The sequence below is a fragment of the Thalassospira australica genome, assembly GCF_044790785.1.
Lineage (GTDB): Bacteria > Pseudomonadota > Alphaproteobacteria > Rhodospirillales > Thalassospiraceae > Thalassospira > Thalassospira australica_A.
In genome coordinates this window covers 761,576-786,791 of the sequence record NZ_CP085258.1, presented here as the reverse complement: position 1 = coordinate 786,791, position 25,216 = coordinate 761,576, and the positions used below count along the sequence as shown (strand labels likewise).

25 protein-coding genes and 1 riboswitch are annotated in these 25,216 nt (G+C 55.6%); of the genes, 16 read left to right on the top strand and 9 right to left on the bottom strand.

The annotated features are described in order from the left end of the window. Window positions 1–207: 207 nt before the first annotated feature. A riboswitch (guanidine-I (ykkC/yxkD leader) is annotated at window positions 208–315 on the top strand. A 106-nt stretch (window positions 316–421) separates the two neighbouring features. The 5 genes from LG297_RS03650 (at window position 422) to LG297_RS03630 (ending at window position 5,147) form a co-directional block, all read left to right on the top strand. Then, the gene (locus tag LG297_RS03650; protein WP_404425236.1) at window positions 422–1,492 is read left to right on the top strand and encodes a putative urea ABC transporter substrate-binding protein; all 1,071 of its coding nucleotides are present in this window, start codon (window positions 422–424) and stop codon (window positions 1,490–1,492) included. Window positions 1,493–1,669: 177 nt separating this feature from the next. Next, entirely contained in the window at window positions 1,670–2,491 is an 822-nt protein-coding gene (locus LG297_RS03645) for an ABC transporter permease (protein WP_404425234.1), read from the top strand. Beyond that, window positions 2,491–3,309 carry an ABC transporter ATP-binding protein gene (locus LG297_RS03640; protein WP_404425232.1) on the top strand — a complete coding sequence of 273 codons (819 nt, stop codon included), beginning with the start codon at window positions 2,491–2,493 and terminating at the stop codon, window positions 3,307–3,309. Before LG297_RS03645 ends, LG297_RS03640 begins: the two co-directional genes overlap by 1 nt. Window positions 3,310–3,364: 55 nt before the next feature. Further along, window positions 3,365–4,603 carry an agmatinase family protein gene (locus LG297_RS03635; RefSeq protein ID WP_404425230.1) on the top strand — a complete coding sequence of 413 codons (1,239 nt, stop codon included), beginning with the start codon at window positions 3,365–3,367 and terminating at the stop codon, window positions 4,601–4,603. Between the two features lie 4 nt (window positions 4,604–4,607). Next, a complete protein-coding gene (locus LG297_RS03630; protein ID WP_404425228.1) occupies window positions 4,608–5,147 on the top strand; it encodes a hypothetical protein in 540 nt (179 codons plus the stop codon). A 58-nt stretch (window positions 5,148–5,205) separates the two neighbouring features. On the opposite strand, the gene cimA is transcribed toward LG297_RS03630, so the two are convergent. After that, on the bottom strand, window positions 5,206–6,819 hold the full coding sequence (gene cimA, locus LG297_RS03625; RefSeq protein ID WP_404425226.1) for a citramalate synthase: 1,614 nt from the start codon (window positions 6,817–6,819) through the stop codon (window positions 5,206–5,208). A gap of 280 nt (window positions 6,820–7,099) precedes the next feature. Here cimA and LG297_RS03620 point away from each other — a divergent pair, with 280 nt between their 5' ends. The 3 genes from LG297_RS03620 to LG297_RS03610 all read left to right on the top strand — a co-directional run bounded on the left by LG297_RS03620 (window position 7,100) and on the right by LG297_RS03610 (window position 9,073). Further along, window positions 7,100–7,360 carry a hypothetical protein gene (locus LG297_RS03620; protein WP_404425224.1) on the top strand — a complete coding sequence of 87 codons (261 nt, stop codon included), beginning with the start codon at window positions 7,100–7,102 and terminating at the stop codon, window positions 7,358–7,360. Between the two features lie 226 nt (window positions 7,361–7,586). Then, window positions 7,587–8,273, top strand: coding sequence for a DsbA family oxidoreductase (locus tag LG297_RS03615; RefSeq protein WP_404425222.1), 687 nt, complete (start codon window positions 7,587–7,589; stop codon window positions 8,271–8,273). 146 nt (window positions 8,274–8,419) lie between these two features. Further along, window positions 8,420–9,073, top strand: coding sequence for a LysE family translocator (locus LG297_RS03610; RefSeq protein ID WP_404425220.1), 654 nt, complete (start codon window positions 8,420–8,422; stop codon window positions 9,071–9,073). On the opposite strand, the gene LG297_RS03605 is transcribed toward LG297_RS03610, so the two are convergent. Together LG297_RS03605 and LG297_RS03600 are read right to left on the bottom strand one after the other, a co-directional pair. Further along, window positions 9,070–9,777: a DUF6064 family protein gene (locus tag LG297_RS03605; protein ID WP_404425218.1), complete on the bottom strand. Its 708-nt coding sequence runs from the start codon at window positions 9,775–9,777 to the stop codon at window positions 9,070–9,072. The genes LG297_RS03610 and LG297_RS03605 overlap by 4 nt on opposite strands. Further along, on the bottom strand, window positions 9,777–10,715 hold the full coding sequence (locus tag LG297_RS03600; protein WP_404425216.1) for an aldo/keto reductase: 939 nt from the start codon (window positions 10,713–10,715) through the stop codon (window positions 9,777–9,779). Before LG297_RS03600 ends, LG297_RS03605 begins: the two co-directional genes overlap by 1 nt. Window positions 10,716–10,887: 172 nt before the next feature. Between LG297_RS03600 and LG297_RS03595 the strand changes: the two genes are divergently transcribed. Together LG297_RS03595 and LG297_RS03590 are read left to right on the top strand one after the other, a co-directional pair. After that, window positions 10,888–11,253 (top strand): MerR family transcriptional regulator, encoded by a 366-nt coding sequence (locus LG297_RS03595; protein ID WP_062952946.1) that lies wholly within the window; start codon window positions 10,888–10,890, stop codon window positions 11,251–11,253. A gap of 29 nt (window positions 11,254–11,282) precedes the next feature. Next, window positions 11,283–11,678, top strand: a complete 396-nt coding sequence (locus tag LG297_RS03590) for a carboxymuconolactone decarboxylase family protein (RefSeq protein WP_404425214.1) — start codon at window positions 11,283–11,285, stop codon at window positions 11,676–11,678. Window positions 11,679–11,735: 57 nt separating this feature from the next. Here LG297_RS03590 and cysS read toward each other — a convergent pair whose 3' ends face one another. From cysS to LG297_RS03565, 5 genes are all read right to left on the bottom strand, one after another. Further along, window positions 11,736–13,115 (bottom strand): cysteine--tRNA ligase, encoded by a 1,380-nt coding sequence (gene cysS, locus LG297_RS03585; RefSeq protein WP_404425212.1) that lies wholly within the window; start codon window positions 13,113–13,115, stop codon window positions 11,736–11,738. A 67-nt stretch (window positions 13,116–13,182) separates the two neighbouring features. Further along, on the bottom strand, window positions 13,183–14,535 hold the full coding sequence (locus LG297_RS03580; protein ID WP_404425210.1) for a glutamate--tRNA ligase: 1,353 nt from the start codon (window positions 14,533–14,535) through the stop codon (window positions 13,183–13,185). A gap of 12 nt (window positions 14,536–14,547) precedes the next feature. Then, the gene (locus LG297_RS03575; RefSeq protein WP_404425208.1) at window positions 14,548–16,224 is read right to left on the bottom strand and encodes an NAD+ synthase; all 1,677 of its coding nucleotides are present in this window, start codon (window positions 16,222–16,224) and stop codon (window positions 14,548–14,550) included. A 103-nt stretch (window positions 16,225–16,327) separates the two neighbouring features. Then, entirely contained in the window at window positions 16,328–16,813 is a 486-nt protein-coding gene (locus LG297_RS03570) for a hypothetical protein (protein WP_114122316.1), read from the bottom strand. A 261-nt stretch (window positions 16,814–17,074) separates the two neighbouring features. Then, window positions 17,075–18,460, bottom strand: coding sequence for a class II 3-deoxy-7-phosphoheptulonate synthase (locus tag LG297_RS03565; protein ID WP_404425206.1), 1,386 nt, complete (start codon window positions 18,458–18,460; stop codon window positions 17,075–17,077). A 445-nt stretch (window positions 18,461–18,905) separates the two neighbouring features. On the opposite strand from LG297_RS03565, the gene LG297_RS03560 reads away from it, so the two are divergent. Together LG297_RS03560 and LG297_RS03555 are read left to right on the top strand one after the other, a co-directional pair. Next, window positions 18,906–19,655 carry a sulfite exporter TauE/SafE family protein gene (locus LG297_RS03560; protein WP_404425204.1) on the top strand — a complete coding sequence of 250 codons (750 nt, stop codon included), beginning with the start codon at window positions 18,906–18,908 and terminating at the stop codon, window positions 19,653–19,655. A gap of 48 nt (window positions 19,656–19,703) precedes the next feature. Continuing rightward, on the top strand, window positions 19,704–20,273 hold the full coding sequence (locus tag LG297_RS03555) for an IMPACT family protein (protein WP_404425202.1): 570 nt from the start codon (window positions 19,704–19,706) through the stop codon (window positions 20,271–20,273). A 9-nt stretch (window positions 20,274–20,282) separates the two neighbouring features. Here the strand turns inward: LG297_RS03555 and LG297_RS03550 are convergent, their stop codons facing one another. Beyond that, complete coding sequence (locus LG297_RS03550; RefSeq protein WP_404425200.1) at window positions 20,283–21,308, bottom strand: LacI family DNA-binding transcriptional regulator; 1,026 nt, start codon at window positions 21,306–21,308, stop codon at window positions 20,283–20,285. A 140-nt stretch (window positions 21,309–21,448) separates the two neighbouring features. Here LG297_RS03550 and LG297_RS03545 point away from each other — a divergent pair, with 140 nt between their 5' ends. The 4 genes from LG297_RS03545 to LG297_RS03530 all read left to right on the top strand — a co-directional run bounded on the left by LG297_RS03545 (window position 21,449) and on the right by LG297_RS03530 (window position 25,195). Beyond that, window positions 21,449–22,060 (top strand): gluconokinase, encoded by a 612-nt coding sequence (locus LG297_RS03545; protein WP_404425198.1) that lies wholly within the window; start codon window positions 21,449–21,451, stop codon window positions 22,058–22,060. After that, entirely contained in the window at window positions 22,057–23,085 is a 1,029-nt protein-coding gene (locus LG297_RS03540; protein ID WP_404425196.1) for a TRAP transporter substrate-binding protein, read from the top strand. The genes LG297_RS03545 and LG297_RS03540 overlap by 4 nt, the downstream gene beginning before the upstream one ends. A gap of 192 nt (window positions 23,086–23,277) precedes the next feature. Then, window positions 23,278–23,895, top strand: a complete 618-nt coding sequence (locus LG297_RS03535) for a TRAP transporter small permease subunit (RefSeq protein ID WP_404425194.1) — start codon at window positions 23,278–23,280, stop codon at window positions 23,893–23,895. Then, complete coding sequence (locus LG297_RS03530; RefSeq protein WP_404425192.1) at window positions 23,888–25,195, top strand: TRAP transporter large permease subunit; 1,308 nt, start codon at window positions 23,888–23,890, stop codon at window positions 25,193–25,195. Before LG297_RS03535 ends, LG297_RS03530 begins: the two co-directional genes overlap by 8 nt. Window positions 25,196–25,216 lie beyond the last annotated feature (21 nt).

Below are 25,216 nucleotides of genomic sequence, written 5' to 3'. Positions count from 1 at the left end.
GCACACATTACACGCACGGAAGATGCATTTTTTTTGATCATATTTATTTTTATGGTGACTTTTTAATCAAAAGTTGTGCGCCGCATATATGCATTTTACGCTACAGGCGACACCCAAAATGCCAACATTATTATTTATTTTCAAAACTGTAACATTATCCAAAGGTCCATTTCAGGTGACTGGCATATGCATTGCTACTGATTGATTGTGCAGCGCGCCTAGGGTTCCGGTTCCGAAAGGAATGCTGGTCCAAGAGGCGCAAGCCGGTCAACGTTTCATAGGCCGGTGACACGGCGGGCCAAAATCCCGGGAGACAACTGCACAGGTTTGTCGCGCACAAGCCTTCTCCCGGTTTGTGTGCAAGAGCCTTTCTTGAATTGACTGATCCGAAGTGATCCGCAAAACAAGCAGGAGCGCACACATGTTAAAGACGTTTTTCAAAACACTTTCGATTGCCGCCCTTTTCTCTGCCTCTTTGTCTTCTCTGCCCGCCCATGCCGAAGAAAAATCCGATTTCAAAGTCTGCTGGTCGATCTATGTCGGCTGGATGCCGTGGGGTTATCTGCAAGACAGCGGCATCATGAAAAAATGGGCCGATAAATACGACATCTCGGTCGATATCGTGCAGATCAACGATTACGTTGAATCGATCAACCAATATACCGCTGGCGAATATGATGGCTGCTCCATGACCAATATGGATGCGCTTTCGATCCCGGCTGGTGGCGGGGTTGATACCACTGCCCTGATTGTCGGCGACTATTCCAACGGCAATGACGGCATCATCCTGAAAGACGCAACCGACCTTGCCGCAATCAAGGGGCAGAATGTCAATCTGGTAGAACTTTCCGTTTCCCATTATCTGCTGGCACGCGCCCTTGAAAAAGTCGGGCTGTCAGAACAAGACGTCACCGTCGTCAATACATCCGATGCCGACATGATCGCGACCTATGCCACCGATGATGTGACATCGGTCGTGACGTGGAACCCGCTTCTGTCGGAAATTGCCGCCAACGATAATGCGACGCTTGTCTTTGACAGTGCGGGCATTCCTGGCGAAATCATCGATATCATGATGGTCAACACCGAAACCCTTGCCGACAATCCGGCATTTGGCAAGGCTCTGGTCGGTGCGTGGTATGAACTGATGGGCATCATGGCGTCCGACACGGACGAAGGCATTGCCGCACGCACCGCCATGGCCGAAGCATCGGGAACCGATCTTGCCGGATATGACGCGCAGCTTGCCAGCACGGCGATGTTCTTTACCCCGGACAAGGCTGTTGAATTCACCAAATCGGCCGAGCTTCCCGAAACCATGAAATTCGTCGCCGAATTCCTGTTCGACAAGGGCATCCTTGGCGAAGGCGCACCAAGTCCGGAATTTGTCGGCGTCAGCTTCCCGGACGGCAGCATCTATGGCGACAGCGCCAATGTGAAGCTGAAATTCGACACGACTTATATGGAAATGGCCGCCAAGGGCGAACTTTGAGCGGAGCGTGTTCGTGTCACCACTACGCGCTTTGCTGACTAATGCTGTTTAACTCTGTCGGCCATCCGGCCCGGTAACATTCATTGCACCGGTTGCCTCGGGTTCGGATGGCCGACCTTTGTGAACTTTGCCCCGTTTTGACACCTACACCGTTTTTGCAATTGCAAGGTGACGGCCATGCGTATCATCAATCGCACTCTTTCAAGGCGCGCAGCCATATTGCTTGGCTCGATCCCTTTTGTGCTTTTGATCGGGGCCTATGCCATCGCAAGCCATCTGCGCCGGATCGATAATCCGGCGGACAAACTGCTGCCGTCACTAAGCAGCATGGGGGATGCGATCTGGCGCATGGGATTTGAGGCCGACAAACGGTCGGGCGATTATCTGCTGTGGCTTGATACGGTCGACAGCCTGTCACGCCTTGCGGTTGGTATTTTCATTTCCACCCTGCTTGCCATCGGACTTGGCATTGCTATCGGCTTCATCCCGCATATCAGGCGCGGTCTGGCACCCTTTATCGCCACCCTGTCGCTGATCCCGCCGATTACCATCCTGCCGATCCTGTTTATTATTTTCGGATTGGGTGAAACATCCAAGGTGATGCTGATTGCGATTGGCACCGCCCCGGTCATGATCCGATCCATCGCACAGGCCGCGATGGATATCCCGCGTGAACTGATCATCAAGGCCGAAACGCTCGGCGCGTCGACATGGCAAATGATCACGCGTGTGGTACTGCCGCAAGTCATGCCAAAGCTGATCACTGCCATCCGGCTTGGCCTTGTCCCGGCATGGATTTTCCTGATTTCGGCCGAAGCCATCGCATCAACCAGCGGCCTTGGTTATCGCATCTTTCTGGTGCGTCGTTACCTCGCGATGGATGTGATCCTGCCCTATGTCGCATGGATCACGCTTCTGGCCTTCATCCTTGATCGCCTGCTGCTGATGACCTCGCGCAAGACTTTCCCGTGGAACCACCTTTCGGGGGATAGTCTGTGATGCGCGAGCCGAAATTCATGATCCGCAACCTGACCAAGTCTTACGGCGAATATCCGGTGCTTGAACGCATCAATCTGGATGTCGAAGCCGGGGCGTTTTGCACGCTGGTCGGGGCATCGGGCTGTGGCAAATCGACCTTTTTGCGCATGCTGCTGTCGCAAGAACTGCCAAGCAGCGGCAATATCCTGATGGATGGCGTCCCATTGCCGCAACAACCCACCCCTGATCGCGGCATCGTCTTTCAGCGCTATTCGGTTTTTCCACATCTGACCGTTGCCGAAAACCTGATGATCGGGGCCGAATTTGCCGCACGCAAATTGACCGGCCGCCTGTTTGGTCGTGCACGCAAAAAGGCCCGCGATGATGTTGCCGAACTGCTTGAAACAATCGGCCTGTCACCAGCGGCCAACAAATATCCAAGTCAGCTTTCGGGCGGCATGCAGCAACGCCTTGCCATTGCTCAGGCCCTGACGATGAAACCCGGCGTGCTGTTGCTGGACGAGCCATTTGGCGCGCTTGATCCGGGTATTCGCAATGACATGCATGAATTGCTGCTGGGCCTGTGGAAGGCGCATGACATGACGATCTTCATGGTCACGCACGACATCCACGAGGCCTTCAAACTCGGCACAAGGATGCTGGTGTTTGACAAGCTGCGCGATGATCCGGTCACGCCCGAAGCCTATGGCGCGACCATCACATACGACCTGCCGATTGACCTGTCTGCGGCACCGCTTCCCGCTGCCAATGGCGAAACCGATGAAACCGACGGTATGAATTTTTCGACCGCCCTGATGGCAACCGCATCCGTCCCCTGATCCCGAACCCGAAAGCCAACCCAACGAAGACTGACGCAACCCGAAGGAAACAACCATGCGCGATTTCTTTGCCCCCCAAAATGTCCGCCGACATCGCGTGGCCGGAACATTGCCCGCCCCGAACGAAACCCGACAACACCACCCGAATTTCGACAAGCTGCAATTGCGCGGCTGGAAATCGGCGGAAAAAGAAGCCCTGCTGCCATCAGCCGCCTGGGAAAAGGAAAAGCAGTGGGCACTTCGCATGGGTTTGACCGGCTCGGATTGTCTGACTGATAAATCGATCCCGACCTTTGCCCGGGGCGAACTGCCCCATTATGCCGGGATCAATACGTTTCTGAAGGCCCCTTATATCGAAGACGTCACCAAGGTTGGTGCCTATGATGCGGCGGTGATTGGCATCCCGTTTGATGGCGGCACCACATACCGCCCCGGCACGCGTTTCGGTCCGCAGGGAGTTCGCAAAATCTCGGCACTTTACACGCCCTATAATTATGAAATGGGCGTTGATCTTCGCGAACAGATGACGCTTTGCGATGTGGGTGATGTTTTCACCATCCCGGCCAATATCGAAAAAACCTTTGATCAGATCACGCGCGCGGTAAGCCACGTCGCATCCAGCGGCGCACTTCCGATCATGATCGGCGGCGATCATTCCATCGGCTTCCCGTGCGTGCGTGGCATTGCGCAATGCACATCCAAACGCATCGGCATCGTGCATTTCGACCGCCACATCGATATTCAGGAAAAAGACCTTGATGAACGCATGCACACCACGCCGTGGTTCCATGCCACTGATCTGGTCAATGTTCCGGCGGTGAACCTTGTGCAGGTCGGCATTGGCGGCTGGCAGGTCCCGCGTGAAGGGGTCGAAGTTGCGCGTAACCGCAACACCAACATCTTCACCATGCGCGATGTCGAGGAACTTGGACTGGCCGAAACCGCCGCGCGCGCGCTTGAACTGGCATGGAAGGATGCAGATGCGGTCTATATCTCGTTTGATATCGACAGTGTCGATTGCGGGTTCGTTCCGGGTACCGGCTGGCCCGAACCTGGCGGTTTCCTGCCGCGCGAGGCATTGGAGCTTGTATCGCTTGTCGCCGCAGAAGGCATTTGCGGCCTTGAAGTCGTTGAAGTTTCGCCGCCCTATGATTGCTCGGATATTACCGCCCTGCTGGCAACGCGCGTGATTGTCGATGTGCTGGGTACACTGGTGTCACATGGCAAAATGGGATCGCATCGCGGCATCATCGACAAACCGGTCACCATCCCTGCCGGCCCGGATGTGGAGTAACCAGATGCCCCATGATCATCCTCAGGCCAATACGCATCATCAACATGATCATCACGATCACGGCCACAACCATTCCCACGGACCGGGGCATAATCACGCCCCGGACTACGATCACCTGCATTCCCATGTCCACGGCCAAAGCGACGCCGATCATGCCGAGGAATTACAGGTCCTGTCCTCAAGCTTCGTCGAAGGCTTCCGCAAGGCCGATGACAAGGCAAGCTACCTTCGCCTTGCCGATATCCCGTTTCAAAAGATCGGCAAGGATGGCCTGACCATGCATCTGGTCGATGCCAAAATCACAACCAACTGGCAAATCGGCACCGCCTGTCCGGCCTTTGCTACCCGCGAACTGGCCTATCTGCCGTTTCCCGGCAGCATGATCGAAGAACGCGAAACCATGACATTCACCTATGTGTCGATGACCGAACGCGCCGATATTGATCTACTAAGCTTCATGGCCGAACGCTTTGGGCACGGACACAAACACGGACACAATCATCACGATCACAGTCATGACCACCCGCATCACCATCACAGCTAAACGTCAAAGGGCGCGGATCAAACCGCGCCCTTTGCCATTTTATCGCCTGAACCAACAGTCACGCATGCTGGCTTCGAACGCCGGACTTGAACAGTTTATAGGTGATCGAATCCCGAAGCGCGTTATAGGACGCCTCGATAATGTTGGTTGAAACACCAACTGTTGACCAGCTGTTGCCCTCGGCATCGCGGCTTTCGATCATGACGCGGGTCACGGCACGCGTACCGTCCCCCCGCGTTATGATGCGAACCTTATAGTCGATCAGTTCGATCTGCTGCACGGCTTCGACATATTCCGGCACGGTCAGAAGCACCTTGCGCAATGCGGCATCAAGGGCATTGACCGGACCATTGCCCTCGGCGACCGACATGAACTGTCCATCGCCGACCACAACCTTGACGGTGGCTTCGGACATGGTGATGACCTGTTCGTCCTGCTCGTCCACCCAGCGCCGCTCATCAATCACGCGGAAGGATGTCACGCGGAAATAACGGTCAAGCTCGCCCAGTGCCTTACGCGCCAGAAGCTCAAAACTGGCTTCAGCCCCGTCATAGGCATAACCGTCAAATTCGCGCTGTTTGACCGCATCGACAAGCTTGCCAACCGCATCGGATTTCGGATCAACCTCGACCCCGATTTCTCGGAACCGGGCCAGAATATTTGAACGCCCCGCCTGATCCGACACAAGGATATGGCGCTGGTTTCCGACAAGCTCCGGCTCGATATGTTCGTAACAGGCCGGGTTCTTTTCCACGGCCGAAACATGCAATCCGCCCTTATGCGCAAAGGCGCTGTCGCCGACATAGGCCGCCTGACGGGTCGGTTCGCGGTTAAGCCGTTCATCAAGAATGTGCGAAATCCGGCGCAGATGGGTCAGTTGTTCGTGCGAGATGCCAACGTCATATCCCATCTTCAGCATTAATGTCGGAATGATCGAAATCAGGTTGGCATTGCCGCACCGCTCGCCCAAACCATTCAACGTGCCCTGCACCTGGCGCGCCCCGGCGCGAACCGCCGCCAACGAGTTAGCCACCGCATTTTCGGTATCGTTATGGCAGTGAATGCCGACATTTCCGCCCGGCACATGGGTGCAGACATCGGTGACGATATCAAAAATCTCGTCGGGCAGGGTGCCGCCATTGGTGTCGCATAAAACGACCCAGCGCGCGCCTGCTTCATAAGCCGCCTTGATCGCGGCAAGGGCATAGTCGCGGTTGGCCTTGTAGCCGTCAAAGAAATGCTCGGCATCGAACATCACCTCGGAAACCTGGCTTTTCAGATGTGCGATGGATTCCGAAATCATCGAAAGGTTCTCCGAAAGCTCAATCCCGAGCGCCTCGGTCACCTGAAAATCCCAGCTTTTGCCGACCATGCAGACAATCGGCGCGCTTTGGGCCAATGTTGCCAGCCCCGGATCATTGGATGCAGAACGCCCTGCGCGCCGCGTCATGCCAAATGCTGTCAGTTTTGAATTTTTAAGCTTCGGCGGATTGGCAAAAAATGCGTCATCGGTGGGGTTTGCCCCGGGCCAGCCGCCTTCAATATAGTCAATCGACAGCTCGTCCAGCGCCTTGGCAATTGCGGTTTTGTCCGCTGCCGAAAAATCCACGCCCTGGGTCTGCTGCCCGTCGCGCAAGGTACTGTCGTATAGATAGACGCGCTTGTCTGACATATTCATTCCAAAACTGATCGATCTTCTCTTGTTCCGGCATGTGCCGGGCGGTCTGGCAAATTGCCGTAAAACCATCATTTACGCAACCGCATTACAAGACATGCCAATTATGCGCTGCTTTTTGCCCAAAATCGCCTAATTACCCACCTTTAGGATAGCAAACCTGTCCCCCTGAATGGTTGTAAAGGCATGGTAGTAATGATTAACTCTACCATACATTGTGAGGCGACCGGGAATACACCCCCATTTCTTCGGGCTTCGCATGGATGGGGACACCAAGATGGCACTAAAAGCCGCCGACGATTTTGACGTTATGCTGCTTGCGGGTCTGACATGGCACCGTGCCGGCAAAAACAGTTGGACGGCGTCCGACCGTTTCGCCGCCTATACAATCTTTCTCGAACCTGATGATCGCTGGTACGGTCAATGGGAACGTGACGGCGAAAAAATAGCGGCCGACTGGTCCTGCCCTACTCTTGAAACCTTTGCCGAATATATGGTCGACAACGCCCGTCGCCAGAATATCGACGGCATGGATTGAAATTCGCACCCTGTTGGCGCGCTGCCATCAGAAGCGTCCCACGTGCACACCCCGAAACTCGGATTAGATCATCAATCTACCTCCCCCGCCGAGTTGTTGCACATATGACGGCCTGTCTCCCCCAGACAGGCCGTTTCTTTTGCCGCCCGACATTTCTGTCCTTGCGTTTGGCCTCATAGCGCTTATGTCTGGGCCATCCAGATATTCATAAGACAAGGCACAATTCATGAGCAACGGCATCCCGATGCAGATCGATATCGTCTCCGACGTTGTCTGCCCCTGGTGCATCATCGGCTATAAAAACCTTGAACAGGCGATGGAACGTCTGGACGGTCAGGTCGACATCAAGCTGCGCTGGCACCCGTTTGAACTGAACCCGGATATGGGGCCCGAAGGCCAGAACCTGTCGGAACATATCAAGGAAAAATACGGCCTGACCCCGGATCAAAGTGCGGAAAACCGCGACCGTATTTCGATGATGGGCGAGAATGTCGGCTTTGACATCCGCTTTAGTTCGGACAGCCGCATCTACAATACCTTTGATGCGCATCGCATGCTGTACTGGGCGGGCAAGGAAGGCAAACAGACCGAACTGAAACTGGCCCTGTTCCGCGCCTATTTCCAGGAAGGTGAAAATCCCGGCGATCACGGCGTGATCAAACGCGCTGCCGAGGAAGTTGGTCTGTCACCGGAAAAGGCGGCCGAAATTCTTGGCAGCGACATGTTCGCCAAGGAAGTCCGCGCCGAAGAAGAAGAATTCCGCAATGCCGGTATTTCGTCGGTTCCGACCTATGTCGTGAACGGCAAATACGCCATTTCCGGCGGCCACCCACCCGAAGTTTTCGAACAGGCATTGTCTGAAATCGCCCGTCAGGTTGAAGTTGCCGACGATGAGGTCATTTTAGACGACTGATAAAGATCATCGGATATGATCATCAAAGCCCCGGTTGCGTCTCGCGCCGGGGCTTTTGCATTCTCGACAGTTGCACAACCGGGGCGTACAGTTTCCATGCCGCCACCACGGCATGTTTGCCACCTTGTTTGACAAAGGATCGCCCCATGATCGACTTTGCCGATATCGCCCCCTATTTGCCGGGGATATTCCTTGCCTATGCTGCCCTTCTGATGGGCCTGATCAGTCCCGGCCCTGCTTTGCTGGGTCTGATGGGTGTCTCGCTTGAACGGGGGCGTCGTGCCGGTCATTGCTTTGCCATCGGGATCGGAGCCGGATCGCTTTGCATCGGCATTCTCACCTTGACCGGCCTTTCTGCCCTTTTGGCAAGCTGGGCCGATGCCATGACCGTCATTCGCATTGCCGGCGGGATTTATCTTTTGTGGATGGCTTTTAAAGCCTTTCGTTCTGCATTCCGCCCTGCGAAACCGGTCGATGATGCCATTGTGCGCGACGATAAAGCCATCTCGCCGGTTGGGTATTTCAGCCGGGGACTGGGGCTTCACCTGAGCAATCCCAAGGCAATCCTGACATGGATTGCCATCATCTCCATCGGTTTTGCCGATGGCACGCCGCTTTGGGTGGGATGGGTGATCGTGATTGGCTGCGGCACGATTTCAACATTTGTGCATTTCGCCTATGCCACCGCCTTTTCGACCGCACCGGCCATTTCGCTTTATCGCCGGGCTGCACGCTGGATCAATGGTTTTCTTGGCGTGTTCTTTGCCGCGGTTGGCATTCGCCTGCTTGCCGGGCGCTAGTCATCCGCGCCAGTATCAGGCAATGACCGGCGGGTGACACCGTTCTTCTGATCCATCCAGCCACCCATCACCGTCAGCCAGACGGCAATAAGGGGCAGCAACGCGATATCCTGATCCATCACCCATAATGTTCCACTGGCCAGAACGCACCACGCCAACGGCACCGGTAACAGAACCCAGCGCCACGACCCGCGCGCCAGCAGGATAAAACCAAGTGTGCCGATTGCTGTCGGATCGGCGGCACTGCCAAACAGCTCCGCCTGTATCAGGTCGCGCCCTTCGATCAGGCCGACAAAGGGATAGACGAAAATCGCAATCGCGATCATCACCACCCCGGCAATGCTGGAAAAATCACCGCGCCAGCCAAATCGCAAAGGCATCCTGCGCACGGCAAACATTACCAGCAGCAGCGCTTCGACAATGAAAGCCGGAATGAAATAAGGGATTATCCAGTTGATCGGCTGGTAATAATACCAAAGGAACCCAACCGTCACCCAGCCCCAGATCAGGCCAAGTAAAACCAGCGCCACCCGGTTGCCGCGATTGCCATGCCGGATGGAAAGACCAAATGTGATCATTCCCGCGACCAGTGCGGCGGCAACCGCAAGCCACCATGTGGTATTTAGCGTTTCAAACAGCCGGTAATAAACGCGCGGCGAAAACAGCAGAAAATCTGCCAGGCTGTAGCTCAACCATTCGCTCATCACAAAACCCCGATCACGGCCGCAATACGCTCGCGCATGTCGGCATCGGGCATCGGCCCGGTGGCCGCCTGCATGTTTTCAATGGCATGCATCGGCTGGGTCGTGGCCGGGATCGGGCAGGTTACCGCCGGGTGAGATATCAGATATTTCAGGATCAGCTGCGCCCAGCTTTTTACCTCAATCTCGGCGGCAAAGTCCGGCAGCTTTTCACCTTCCAGACGGTCAATCAGATGGCCGCCCTGGAACGGCCGGTTGACGATCACGGCAATGCCGCGTTCCTCGGCCAGCGGCAGCAGGTAATCCTCGACCTTGCGATCGACCGGGTTATAGGTCACCTGCACGAAATCAAGCGGCGTGTTTTTCATCACCGCCATCAAATCATCTGTCCGCCTGCCATGCGATGTCGTCACCCCGACATAGCGAAGCCGTCCGGCATCCTTCATATCGAATAGAAGCGGCAGATTGTCGTTGATCCCGACCAGATTATGGACCTGCAACAGATCAAATTTTTCGATGTTCCAGTAATCGGCAGTCTGCGCGATCTGTTCGGCACCGTCATCCGATGTCCAGACCTTGTCGGTCGAAAACACCCGGTCGCGCGCGCCCAGTTTATCAAGTCCGTAACCGATCACATCCTGAGATGATCCATACATCGGCGAACTGTCGATCATGCGCCCGCCGGTATCAAAAAACGCCTGCATGACATTGGCGCATTGATCGCGCAGAACCGGATCGTTGCCGACATTGAACGTGATCCAACTGCCCAGACCGACCGCCGGAATCATTTCACCCGTTGACGGGATCTGCTTTTTGATCACATCGGGGATATTGCGATTATCAAGCGTTTGCGCCCAAAGCGGCTTGATCGCGCCAAGCCCTGCTGTTGCGCCAATCGCCGTCACACCGCGCAGGAAATTCCGTCGACCCAGAAAAAACATCGTAATCCCAACATTGTCGTTTCGAACCGGTCACAGGATAGAAGGTGGTCAGATTACCCTGCGGACGCAACCGCAAGCTGTTGCACAAACTGGCAAAAAATTTGCGCTTGACCTAGAGTACACTAGAGCATCTAGCCTTTTGAAAGTTCCCCAAGCTGAAAGGTGACCGACAATGATGATTGGTGAAGTCTCGGCCAAAAGCGGTTTACCCATTCACACGCTGCGCTATTACGAAAAAATCGGTCTGGTACCCAAACCGTCACGCGATGCGGGTGGCCGACGGTATTATGACCCGGAAATCCTTGACTGGCTGACTTTCATTTCACGCCTCAAGGACCTTGGCATGCCGATCCGTGATCGGGTGCGGTTTGCCCGTCTGCGCAGCGAGGGCGAACAAACGGTTGGCGAACGACGGGAACTTCTCGAAATCTATCGGACCGGATTGGCCCAAAAAATCGCCGAACTGACCGAGACGCTTGAAGTGCTTGATTACAAGATCGCCAATTACGACGAAATCGGCCGCAAGAAAACGGCCTGATCCCGAAAAAGACCTTACAGGAGCCCCTTATGGCTGAACAGAAAAGCGCGCTCGACGCCGGGCGCGATGTTGTCGCACGTCTGAACCCGCCGCTTGAAGGTACCCTGGCCGAAAAATACGATGCCCTGGTGCCCGGATTTGCCGAAAGCCTCGTTGAATGGGCTTATGGCCGTCATTACGCGCGGTCCAACCTTGATCTGAAAACCCGTCAGCTTTGCACGATTTCCGCCCTGACGGTTCTGGGCGGGCAAACCGCACCGCAGCTTAAGGTCAATATCAAACACTCTCTTGCCGCCGGGGCAACGCGCGAGGAAATCATCGAAGCGATCTGGCAGATGGCGGTTTATGGCGGTCTTCCAGCCGCGATCAACGGCCTTAACGCCGCACTGAAACTGTTTGACGAACTGGACGCCATGGCCGCTTAAAGTAAAAAGGCACCGCAGGTCTCCCGGCGGTGCCTTTTCCAATTCAAATCCGACGGATCAAACGCGTTTCCAGCTTGTACCTTCCTTGAAGTCTTCAAGCAGGATACCGCGCGCCAAAAGATCATTTCTGATCTGATCGGCCGTTGCGAAATCGCGGTTTTTCTTCGCTTCGGCACGCTGCTGGATCAGGCTGTCAATCTCGGCGGCCTCGTCTTCATCGGCAGAACCGGTGAACCAGGCTTCCGGGTCATTTTCAAGAATACCCAGCAACGTTGCCGCCGCCAGAACACGGCCCTTGGCTTCGGCCTTGTCATACTTCTTCGTCGCCTTGTTCAGGTCGGTCACCAGTTCATGGAATTCCGAAATCGCCAGCGGCGTATTAAGATCATCACACAGCGCGCTCAGAACCGATCCCGGCACCGGAGTGTTTTCCGGTTCGATATCGGTGGTCTGACGAAGGGCGGTATAGAACCGGTCCAAGGCCTCTTTGGCCTGACGCAGGTTTTCTTCGGTCCAGTTGATCGGCTGGTGATAGTGGGTTCCCAGCATCGCAAGCCGGATCGCCTCGCCCGGCCAGCTTTCGAGCAACTCGTGCACGGTGACAAAGTTACCAAGCGACTTGGACATCTTTTCACCTTCGACCATCAGATGACCGTTATGCATCCAGTATTTGGCGTAGCTTGAACCCTTGTTCGCGCAGCAGCTTTGCGCGATTTCGTTTTCATGATGGGGGAAGACCAGATCCGATCCGCCGCCATGAATATCGAAATTCTCGCCCAGATAGCGCGTCGACATGGCAGAGCATTCAATATGCCAGCCAGGGCGTCCGCGCCCCCACGGGCTTTCCCAGCCCGGCGTCTCGTCATCGGACGGTTTCCACAGAACGAAGTCCGCCGGATCCTTTTTATAGGGGGCGACTTCAACCCGCGCACCAGCGATCATTTCCTTGCGGTCACGACGCGACAGCCTGCCATATTCTTCATACTGGCCGACCGAAAACAGCACATGCCCCTCGGCAGCATAGGCAAAGCCCTGTTCGATCAGGCTTTCGCACATCGCGATCATTTCGGCGATATGTTCGGTCGCGCGCGGTTCGATATCGGGCTTGGCGGCATTAAGCGCGCCCATATCCTCCAGATAGGCCTGATGGGTGCGTTTGGTGATTTCCGAAATCGGCTCGCCACTTTGGCGGGCACGTTCGTTGATCTTGTCGTCAACGTCGGTGACGTTGCGCACATAGGTTACTTTGGGATAGATATGGCGCAACACACGCACCAGCGTATCAAACACCACCACAGGCCGCGCATTGCCGACATGGGCATAGTCATAAACGGTCGGTCCGCAGACATAAAGCCGGACATGGTTGGCATCGATCGGCTCGAACACCTGCTTTTCACGGCTTAGGGTGTCATAGATACGCAATGTGGTCTTGGTCATGTTTTCGGTCCATATGGCTTGTGTTTTCGCATTTGCGGGATATTTCCGGCGGTCAAAGCTGTTTGCTTTAGACCGCCTTTCCACAAAGCCGCTCACACGCCTTTTCACGTCCGATCAGAACCAGCATTGCCGACATTTCCGGGCCATGTTCACGCCCCGTCAGTGCCTTGCGAAGCGGCATGAAAAGTTCCTTGCCCTTGCGGCCGGTCGCATCCTTGATCGCACCTGTCCATGCTTTCCAACTGGTTGCATCAAGCACGCCTTCGGGCAGCATATCGGCCGCCTGCTTTAAAAATTCCGCATCGGCATCATCGATCTGCGGGATGACTTGTTTGGTGATCACATCCCACCATTCAACTGCTTCTGCCACGCGCCAGCAATTGCCGCGCACCGCATTCCAGAATTCTTCCGGCACATCGCCCAGACCAAGGGCCTCAAGCTTCGGCTTTGCCGTTTCAAATGACATGTCATGAACGACTTTTTCGTTCAGGCTGGCAAGTTCCGCCGGATCGAATTTCGGGGTCGAACGGCCATAATGCGAAAGATCGAACTTCCCAAGCACTTCGGTAAGTGTTGCCGGTTCGATCTTGTCCGATGCGCCAAGTCCGGTCAGAAGACCGACAAGTGATGCGACCTCGAACCCGTCATTGCGCAATTCGCGAAGCGAAAGACTGCCCAGACGTTTCGACAGCTGCGATCCACCCGGCCCCGCCAGAAGCGGCATATGGGCAAATTCAAGCGCGCCGGGCTTGCCGCCCATCGCCATATAAAGCAGGATCTGCGACACCGTGTTGGTCACATGGTCTTCGCCGCGAATGATATGGGTAACACCCATTTCAAGATCATCGACGACCGACCCCAGCATATAAAGCAGCGATCCGTCTTCGCGGATCAGAACCGGGTCGGACACATGTTCGGTATCAAACGTGCAAATCCCGCGCGTCAGGTCATCCCATTCAACCACCCCATCGGTCAGAAGGAAGCGCCAGTGCGGCTTGCGGCCTTCTGCCTCAAGATGGGCAATTTCATCATCCGAAAGGGTCAATGCCTTGCGGTCATAGATGAACGGCTGGTGACGCTGGCGGGCGGCCTTGCGTTTCCAGTTAAGTTCGCCTTCGGTCTCGTAGCACGGATAAAGCATGTTGCGCGATTTCAGGTCATCAATCGCCGCGTCATATTTATCCTGACGCAGGCTTTGACGTTCTTCGCGGTCCCAGTCGATGCCAAGCCATTTCAGGTCTTCGCGGATTGCATCAACATATTCGTCTTTGGAACGGACCGGATCGGTATCGTCAAAGCGCAGGATGAACTCGCCCCCATGCTTCCGGGCATAAAGCCAGTTCATCATGGCAATGCGGGCGTTACCGACGTGAAGAAGCCCGGTCGGGCTGGGCGCAAATCGCAGGACAGGTTTTGTCATTTCAAACTTTTTTCAGGTCACTAAATTCGTGAAACCGTTGGTAATCGGATAGCGGCGGTCGCGGCCAAAGGCACGCGGCGTGATCTTGACCCCGGGCGGCGCCTGTCGGCGTTTATATTCCGCCCGGTCAAGCAATCGCCAGACCCGGCGTACCGTAGCCTCGTCATGGCCGCTTTGCACAATCTCGGAAACAGACCGTTCGCCTTCGATCATCTGATGCAGGATATCATCAAGAACGTCATAGGGCGGCAGGCTATCTTCGTCTTTCTGATCCGGGCGCAATTCGGCCGATGGTGGCTTGGTAATGATCCGTTCCGGGATCACCATGCCGTCCGGGCCAAATGCACCCGCCGGATGATGGGCGTTACGCCAATGGCAAAGCGCAAACACAGTCGTTTTGTAAAGGTCCTTCAAAACCGAATAGCCACCGCACATGTCACCATACAGCGTGGCATAGCCGACCGACATTTCCGACTTGTTTCCGGTCGTCAGAACCATATGGCCAAACTTGTTTGAAAGCCCCATCAGGATGATCCCGCGGGAACGGGCCTGAATGTTTTCTTCGGTAATGTCGGGGTCGCGGCCTTCGAATGCCGGGGCAAGCATCTGTTCAAATGCACCCATGGCAGGCCCGATATTGATGCTTTCAATCCCGGTTTTCAGCATCCCGGCGCATTGTTCGGCATCTTCAAGGCTTTCGCGCGACGTGTAGGGTGAGGGCATCATCACCAACCGCACCCGATCTGATCCCAGCGCATCAACAGCAATGGCGGCTGAAAGCGCGCTATCAATCCCGCCCGACATGCCGATCACGACACCGGGGAACCGGTTTTTGTTCACATAATCCCGGAGCCCCAGAACCAGTGTCTGGTAGATCGCATCAAGCCCGCTTGGATAATCGGCCTTTGGCGCGGCCTTATCACACCGCCAGGTGCCATCGTCACCACGCGACCATGTATTGGTCACGACATCCTCGGCAAAGCCCGGAAGGGCGACCGCCAGTGATCCATCACCGTTAAGACCGAACGAGCCGCCATCAAACACCAGTTCGTCCTGACCACCGACCTCGTTGCAGTAAATCATCGGAACGCCGGTTTCACGCACCCGATCCGCAATCAGATTACGGCGCAGATCGCCCTTGTCGGCCTCGAACGGTGATCCGTTCGGCACCAGGAAAATTTCCGCCCCGCGATCTTTCAGATGGGCGACAACCTTTGGCGTCCAGACATCCTCGCAGATCGGCACACCAAGCGTAACGCCCCGGAAGGACACCACATCGGGCATTGGGCCAGCGCGAAACACGCGCTTTTCATCAAACACACCATAATTCGGCAGATCGTTTTTCGCCCGCACCGTTTCGATCTTGCCCTGATCGATCAGAAGAACCGCGTTAAAGCGCTCCCCGTCAATATCCCATGGTGTCGTCAGCAACAGGGCCGGGCCGTTTTTGCGCGATCTGGTGCGCTCGCAGATATCATCGACCGCATGGCGCAGATGGCGCATGAAGGCAGGCTTCATCACCAGATCCTCGGGCGGATAGCCCGACAGAACCAGTTCGGAGTAAAGGACAATATCCGCGCCCTGATCGGCCGCAGTTTCCCAGGCAGCCACAACTTTCTCAGCATTCCCGGCAACATCGCCGACAATCGGGTTAAGCTGGGCAATCGCGATGGCAAGCATATTTGTCATGATGTTGGAATAGGAGGCGTCCGGTTTGGTGTCAATTGCCGAATGCGCAAAGCAGGGCAAACGAGATCGATATACCAGACCGGAATATCATTTCATCCCTTTCCTAAAGGGCAAGGGCTGCGTCGATTTCGTCCTGGCTCATGGTTTTGGCCGATCCATGGATAATACCGCTCGCCACATCCATGAAACGCTGCAAGGACAATGTCACCGTGCTGGCGGTTTCACGCAAAAGACCTTCATTACCCTCGGCAATCAGCACTTCAAGTTGTTCATTGGCGCGAAACACGATGGCATTCATATGTTCGATGGTTTCCTCGAACGGGCGGCGAAATCGTTCGGGCACATGGTCATAAGCCTCGATTGCCAGTTCCTTGTCCGAAAATGCACTGTCGCGGAAATGGTCCTGATAGCTTTTGGGCGCCCATTCCTTGCAATCCTCAAGCATGTCGGGCATATCCGGAACCATTTCCAGAAGCATCACGATTTCATTGAAATGGTTCAGGTAATCGGTCGCAAGCAGCGTCGTCGAGGAAATATTGGTTCCCTCTACTTTTTTCTGCCATTCGGCGAAATCCGCCTCATCCACCATGTTCCGTGCGACCTCATTGTTTCACATCATGTCTTGTCAGCGCACAGTAATGCCGCGCGATTCTCTATACTTAAGGATGTTACCCGCATCAGTGTAGGGGCAAAATGCATGCACCGGGACAGAATTAACAAAACAGCCCCCGAATGCGCGCCCTTTAAATAGAAGAACCCTTATATTCAACCCTCAGAGAGCGCATTCCCTATAATTAAAGGCGCCCGGTTACCCGGACGCCTTTATCAGTTCCCGCATTTAGATGGTCAATTATGCCGACGCTGCAAACTGTTCTGCACGAACGCTGTCACGTTCTTTTTTGATCATTTCGGCCACCAGGAACGCAAGTTCAAGCGCCTGCCCGCCATTCAGGCGCGGGTCGCAATGAGTGTGGTAACGATCCGAAAGACTATCCTCGGTCACTTCGCGCGCACCGCCAATGCATTCGGTCACATCAGTACCGGTCATTTCAAAATGAACGCCACCGGCATGGGTGCCCTCGGCCTTGTGCACATCAAAGAACGATTTGACTTCCGACAGGATCGCATCGAACGTACGGGTTTTATAACCGTTCGCCGCCTTGATCGTGTTGCCATGCATCGGATCGCAGGACCAGACAACCTTGCGGCCTTCGGCCTTGACCCGCTGCACCAGACGCGGCAGGTGATCTTCAACCTTGCCCGCCCCCATACGTGCGATCAGGGTCAGACGACCGGCTTCGTTTTTCGGGTTCAACGCATCGATCAGACGGATCAGATCGTCTTCGTCGGTGGTCGGACCGCATTTCATGCCGATCGGGTTGTGGACCCCGCGCATGAATTCAACATGCGCCCCGTCAAGCTGACGGGTACGATCACCAATCCAAAGCATATGCGCCGAACAGTCATACCAGTCGCCGGTCAGGCTGTCCTGACGGGTCAGGGCCTGCTCGTACCCCAGCAACAGCGCCTCGTGCGAGGTATAGAAATCCGTCTCGCGCATCTGCGGTGCGGTTTCGGCCGTGATGCCACAGGCCTGCATGAAGGCAACGGCTTCATCAATCTGGGTCGTCATCTTGCTATATCGTTCGCCCGCGGGGCTGTTATCAACAAATGACAGGTTCCAGCGATGTATTTTGCTCAGATCGGCAAAACCGCCTTGCGCAAAGGCACGCAGCAGGTTCAGCGTCGATGCCGACTGGTTATAGGCACGAATCTGGCGCTGCGGGTCCGGAATACGGGCTTCGGGGGTAAACTCGATGCCGTTGATATTGTCCCCGCGATAGCTTGGCAGTTCGACACCATCGATGGTTTCCGTATCCGCCGAACGCGGTTTGGCAAACTGCCCGGCCATACGACCGACCTTGACCACAGGACACGCCGCGCCATAGGTCAGAACAACCGCCATCTGCAACATGACCTTAAAGGTGTCGCGGATGTTGTTCGGGTGAAATTCCTTAAAGCTTTCGGCGCAGTCCCCGCCTTGGAGCAGGAAGGCGTTGCCTTCCGCAACTTCGCCAAGCTTTTCTTTCAACGCGCGCGCTTCGCCAGCAAATACCAAAGGAGGATAGCTGCCGAGCTCTTGCTCTACGGCCTTGAGGGCCTGTGCATCCGGATAAGTCGGCATCTGCTTTACAGGCAGGTTGCGCCAGCTATCAATGCTCCAGCTCTTGCTCATTTGCTTCCTCTCAATCCGGCATGTTCATCATGCCGTTACTATACCATATAATCAGCGTCACGGCGGATTTCCGCCCATTCAACCGGTGCTGTCAACCGGGCCAAACTTGATACGGGTTTTGCAACCGCATTTCCACCCCTTCCGTGCAATTCGCAAAGAAAAAACCGCAAATTTTTGCCAATCCCAACAAATAACACGCAAAGTTCCACCCCAAACCACCATTCCAGATGGATTTGGGATGATCGCCGTTCCCGTTCGGGCAACGGAAACCTTACGAATCCGGCAATCAGATCAGGGCGCAGGCCAGAAACCATATCGCATGCATCATGGCCCGTCAGAATACATAGTCATCAGCATTCAATTGCGCGATCCCCCATATCGCGGCACACTGCGCGCAAATTTGCCACCCCTCGCATTTCAACTTCGCTGATCTGACGGAATATCCATGACAATCGAAACGGCAGTGATCATTGCGAGCGCCTATTTCATTGCCGCCTTTGTCAAAGGGGCAACCGGGCTTGGCTTTTCGACATCCGCCCTGCCGGTTCTCGCGCTTGGTATCGGGTTAAAAGCCGCGATGCCGCTGGTGATCATTCCATCACTGGTCAGCAATACCATCGTTATGGTGCAGGCCGGGCATTTTCGCGAAACCGTCAAACGATTCTGGCCGATGTTTGTTGCCACGGTTCCGGGACTTGTCGTCGGACTTGCGGTGCTTGATCTGGTCGATAGTCTGATGGCGGGGGCGGTTCTGGGTATCGTCCTGATGGTTTATGGCGCGCTGACGCTGTGGCGGCCCGGACGGCCCGTACCGGAAAAACTGCAAAAACCATTGGCCCCGGTGACGGGGTTCGCAACGGGGCTTGTCAATGGCATTACCGGATCACAGGTCATGCCGGTTCTGCCCTTCCTTCTGGCCCTTCGTCTCGACCCAAAACGCTTCATTCAGGCAATCAATATTTCGTTCAGTCTATCAAGCATCGTCATGGCGATTGGGCTTTCGAAACTTGGCCTGATGACGCTTGAAAGCGTCTGGATATCGCTTGCCGGGCTCATTCCGGTTTATCTGGGCACCAAGCTTGGCGGCATTGTCAGATCACGCATGGATGCGGAAAGTTTCCGCAAGCTGGTCCTGATCATGCTGGTGATCTTCGGGGTGATCCTGATCGGCAAATTCGCGCTGTTTCGCCCTTAATGCTTGAGCGCGCTGGTGCAATGCGCCTGCCTTTGCTATCCAGTCGTGATGAAAACCATCACTCGCCCTGCATTTGCCGAAACCGAAGAAAAGAAATCGCGCTTTCTGGCCGAACTGGTCCCTTATGACCATCTCGCGACGCGACTGGCGGAATTGCGCGCGGCCCATCCCAAGGCCAATCATCATGTTACCGCCTATCGTTACCTGAATGACGAAGACCAGTTGATCGAACATGGCAAGGATGATGGCGAACCATCGGGCACATCAGGCGTGCCGTGCCTCAAGGTGCTTCAGGGGCGCGACCTGGTTAATGTTGCGGTGATCGTCACGCGCTATTTCGGCGGCGTGAAGCTTGGCACTGGCGGTTTGGTGCGCGCTTATAGTGGTGCTGCCAATGCGGTTTGCAGCGTTGCCGATGTCATCGATTATGTCCCAGAGGGAGAGGCCGAACTGTTTGCCGCTTTTTCAGATGCCGGAACGCTGGAACAGGCCTGCGCACAGGATGGGATTACGGTTCTGGACCGGCAGTTTGATAGCAACGGCACGCATATCCGGATTTCGGGACCAAAGGAAGTTGTGGCCGAGCTGGCCGGGCGTTTCCCTCTCAACCGGGATTAAAACAGGATATCAGGCCCGCCGCGCAGTGCTTTGGCGTTCCTGTAACTGGAAACCAAGATCGACAACACGGTTTTCCGGTTCTTCCCCGTCCAGCCTTGCCCGGATCATATCAACCGCCGTTTTGCCGATCCCGTATCGGTTTGTCCGGATGCTGGTAAGTGACGGACAGGCGGCCGCCATCATTTCAAGATCGTTGAAACCAATGATGCCAAGGTCTTCTGGCACGTGCAGCCCGGCATGCTGACAGCCAAACAGAACGCCCAGCGCCATATCATCGTTATTGCAAAAAACCCCCTCTATATCGGGACGTTTTGCACGTAACGCCCCGATAAGTTCCGCGCCCAGCGATGTGCTTGATGATCGGGTTGTGGTCATGAACAGATCCGGGTCATACCGGCCCGATGAACGCAATGCTTCGGCGAAACCTTCCATACGGCGGCGTGACCGCGGGTCCATCCGTGCCCCGATGAAACCAATCCTGCGATATCCGCGCTGCAAAAGGTGATATCCGGCCGCGCGACCGCCTTCGAAATGCGAAAAGCCGACCATCATATCAATGGGGTCCGGATCGACTTCCATGATCTGGACCACCGGGCAATCGGCATTTTCAAGCAACAAACGGGCCGCAGGGGTCTGGTCCCCGCCGGCAACAATCAGGGCCGCCGGGCGTTGCCCAAGGAAAATACGGATCAGGCGTTCTTCCTCGGCTGCGACATAGCGCGAATTGCCAAGCTGCACCTGAAGCGGGCCTTGCTCCAGTTCGTCATAGATCGCGCGCAGCGTATCGGCGAACACGTTGTTGGTCAGCGACGGTACGATCACGCCCACAATGTGAGACCGCGACGATGCCAGCGCACTGGCATGGGAATGAGGAACGTAATCAAGTTTGCGGACGACAGCATCGATGCGTTCACGCAATGCTTTGGAAACCTTGGCCGGATCACGCAATGCCCGTGAAACGGTGATCGTGCTGACGCCGGCCCTGTCGGCCACATCTGCAATGGTCGGCCGTCCGGCCCCTCTGCGTTTTCTCATGTTTCCCTTCTCATGCCTTCTTCCTCATATCCGCGATCCACAGGTTTCACAATATCTGTTGACTCGATGTTAGCGCTATCATTATGTTAGCGCTAACAAACCAAGGCGGGCAAGCCCCGCTCAAGAAAAGACAAAATAAAGTGGCGGGAGGAACAGCCATCAAAGCCGAATTTGTCATCGTGATGGGTGTCAGCGGATCGGGCAAGACCGAGGTCGCACAGCGCCTTGCCACCGCCTGTAACGGTGTGTGGCTTGACGCGGACGATTATCACCCCCCGCAAAATGTTGAAAACATGCGCAACGGCATGCCGCTTAATGACGAGATGCGCTGGCCTTGGCTGGCGTCTCTTGGTGCAGCGGCGACCGATACCGCGCAGAAGATTGATGCCGGGCAGATTACGCCAAAAATATTTATTGCCTGTTCGGCGTTAAAGCGACGCTATCGCGATTTTCTGCGTCGCCATATGGAGCCTACAATGTTTGTTTTTCTGGACGGTTCGCGCGACGTGATCCTTTCCCGGCTGGAACGTCGGGTCGGTCATTTCATGCCGTCCGGATTGCTTGACAGTCAGTTGGCCGATCTCGAACCGCTGGGGCCGGAGGAGACAAGCGTGACTGTTTCCATCGATGCCCCGATTGAAGCCGTGGTTTCGACCATTACTGCGCGTCTTGCAGCAGGCGAAATCGACAGTCCATCCACCAAAACGCATAACACCGCCGGAAAACCGGTAACCCAGGGAGAAGACAAATGACCCTATCGTTCAAGACACTCGCCGGAACTGCTCTTGCCGCCAGCCTGATCATGGCATCGCCGCTGGCCGCAAATGCACAGGAATTCACCCTTAAAGTCCAGTCAAGCGACGCGGCTGGCGTGCCGAACTTCGTCATCGAACAGGAATGGGCCGAACGTGTCGGCAAAATGTCGGGCGGACGCATTGCCATTGAAATGCTGCCGGTCGGATCGGTTGTCGAACATGCCGAAACCCAGGATGCCATTGGTGCTGGCATTATTGACGGCCACATCACCGACACCAGCTACTTTACCGGCAAGGACCCGGCATTCGGCCTGATCGCCAACCCGGTCGGCGCATGGTCGGCCCCGTCTGAAATGCTGCGTTTCGTCGAATATGGCGGCGGCAAGGAACTGATGAACGAATTGCTCAACCCTTACGGGTTGCAGTTCATCGGGGCCGTCACACCGGGGCTGGAGGCATTTGTGTCATCCGAGCCACTTGACGGTGTTGACGACCTCAAGGGCCTTAAAATGCGCGCGCCCGAAGGCATGGTGCAGGAAGTCTTTGCCGCTGCCGGAGCCGCACCGGTCAATATCCCGCAATCCGAAGTATTCACTTCCCTTGATAAAAAGGTGATTGATGCTGCGGATGCGACCGTGTTCTCGACCAACCAGGCGATGGGCCTGCATGACGTGGCCAAACATCCGGTCTATCCGGGTTTCCATTCCATGCCGATGCTCGAAGTTTCGGTTAACAAGGCAAAATGGGATTCCATGCCCGCCGATCTTCAGGAAATCCTGACGGTATCGGTACGCGACCTGGCGCGTGACATGGATGCGCAGCTTGCGATGAAAGACATGGAAGCCGTTGCCAAGGCCCGCGCCGAGGGCGGTATAACCATCCACAACTGGTCGGCGGAGGAACGCAACAAGTTCCGCAAAATCGCCACGGGCCAGTGGGAAAAGGTCGCTGAACGTTCGGACAATGCCCGCAAGGTTTATGACACCCTGCTTGAGTATCTGACCGCACAGGGCATGATCTGATCCTCATATAACGCCATGTTTTCCGGGTCGTTTTGCACGGCCCGGAAAGACATGGCAAAGGATTCAGCCCGGCACTGCCCCCGTATCGAGACGGCGGGATGCAGGCGGCCTCCCCGCTGCCGGGCTGATACCTGATCACAATACAGCTCACACAGCCCATTGGCCTTCTGTTACGGCGCAAGGAATGGAAAAATGGTTTCCCAACCGCCCTCGCCCCTCTCGCAGCATGAGATCGAGGAAAAAATAGACGAAATCGTCGAAAATCCTGACGAGGTTTTCGAACAAAGCGGCCTGTTCGGGCAGGCGGTGACAAAGATCGCACCGCTGTTTGCCATAGGTTTTTTGCTGGCAATGGCGATCCTGATCTTTGAAATTTTCATGCGCCATGTCTTCAACAGCCCGACCCTGTGGGGCCATGAAACCACAACGGCACTGGCCGCAGCGGGCTTCATATTCGGCGGACTGTATTGCGCATCGCGCAACCGCCATATCCGTGTGGTGATCATCTATGACATTGCCGGGCCGAAACTGCGCAAATCGCTTGATATTGTCATTTCACTGATTTGCGCCATCTCGTCAGGCTTTTTTGCCTGGGCGGCATGGCTGATGGTCAAACGCGCGGCCTTTACGCCTGCGGGCGACATTCATCTTGAAACCACCGGCAGCGCGTTTAACGCCCCCTATCCGGGGCTTTTGAAAATTTTCATGCTGATTGTCCTGATCGCACTGACGATCCAGTTCATCATTCTCTCGATCAATTACCTGCGCGGCCCTTCGGGCGCGGTGAACAGGATATCCACCGATGTTTGATCTGCAATCGCTTGGCATCGAATACGGCACGCTTTTGATGTTCGTGATGCTGCTCGGCTTCCTGATCACCGGGATGCCGCTAGCATTTGTCACCCTTCTGATCGCACTGCTGTTTACGCTTGGCTGGTTCGGGCCGATGGCCGTCCCGCTGATCACCAGCCGGGTCTATTCTTTTGTCACATCCTTTGTGTTTGTCTCGGTGCCGATGTTCGTCATGATGGCGGCCATTCTGGACCGGTCCGGCATTGCGCGAGACCTGTTTGATGCCATGCGCCTGTTTGGCGGGCGGCTTAAGGGCGGGGTTGCGGTCCAGACGATTTTTGTCGCCGTCATCCTCGCCGCCATGAGCGGCATCATCGGCGGCGAAATCGTTCTGCTCGGCCTTTTGGCCCTGCCGCAGATGCTCCGTCAGGGCTATGACAAAAAGCTGGCCATTGGCGTGGTGTGTGCCGGTGGCTCGCTGGGCACCATGGTCCCGCCTTCCATCGTTCTGATCATCTATGGCCTGACGGCGAATGTATCCATTGGTGATCTGTTTACTGCGGCCTTCATCCCCGGCTTTATGCTGGCCGGGTTTTACGTCGCCTATGTCCTGTTCCGCAGTTACACCAGCGACAATATCGCCCCGCCACCGCAAACCGAAAAAATCCCGAACGCGGAAAAACTTCGCCTGCTCAAGGGACTGTTCCTGCCGATCATGGTGGTGGTTTGTGTTCTGGGCTCGATCTATGGCGGGATTGCATCCGTTACCGAAGCCTCCGCCGTTGGCGTTGCCGGTGTGATTGCCTCGACCATTTTACGACGCGAATTCACCTGGTCGATGATGAAGGCCGCATCACTCCAAACCCTATCGACCTGCGGCATGATCGTCTGGATCGGGATCGGCGCATCGGCCCTTGTCGGGGTGTTCAATCTGATGGGTGGGATCAAGTTTGTCTCGGCGCTGATTACCGGCATTTCCGATGACCCGACCATCATCATCCTGTTCATGATGCTGATCCTGTTCGTTCTCGGCATGTTCCTTGACTGGGTCGGGATTGCGCTTCTGACCATGCCGATCTTTGTCCCGATCATTCGGGAACTGGGCTATGACCCTGTGTGGTTCGGGGTGCTGTTTGCCATGAATATGCAGGTTTCCTTCCTGACCCCGCCCTTTGGCCCGGCAGCATTTTACCTTAAATCCGTGGCACCACCGGATATATCACTCGGGCTTATCTTCCGCTCGCTCCTGCCGTTTATCTGTTTGCAGGTGCTTGCAGTTGCCCTTCTGATCATCTTCCCGGGGATCACCGGGCGCTAACGACAAAAGGGGGAAGCCACC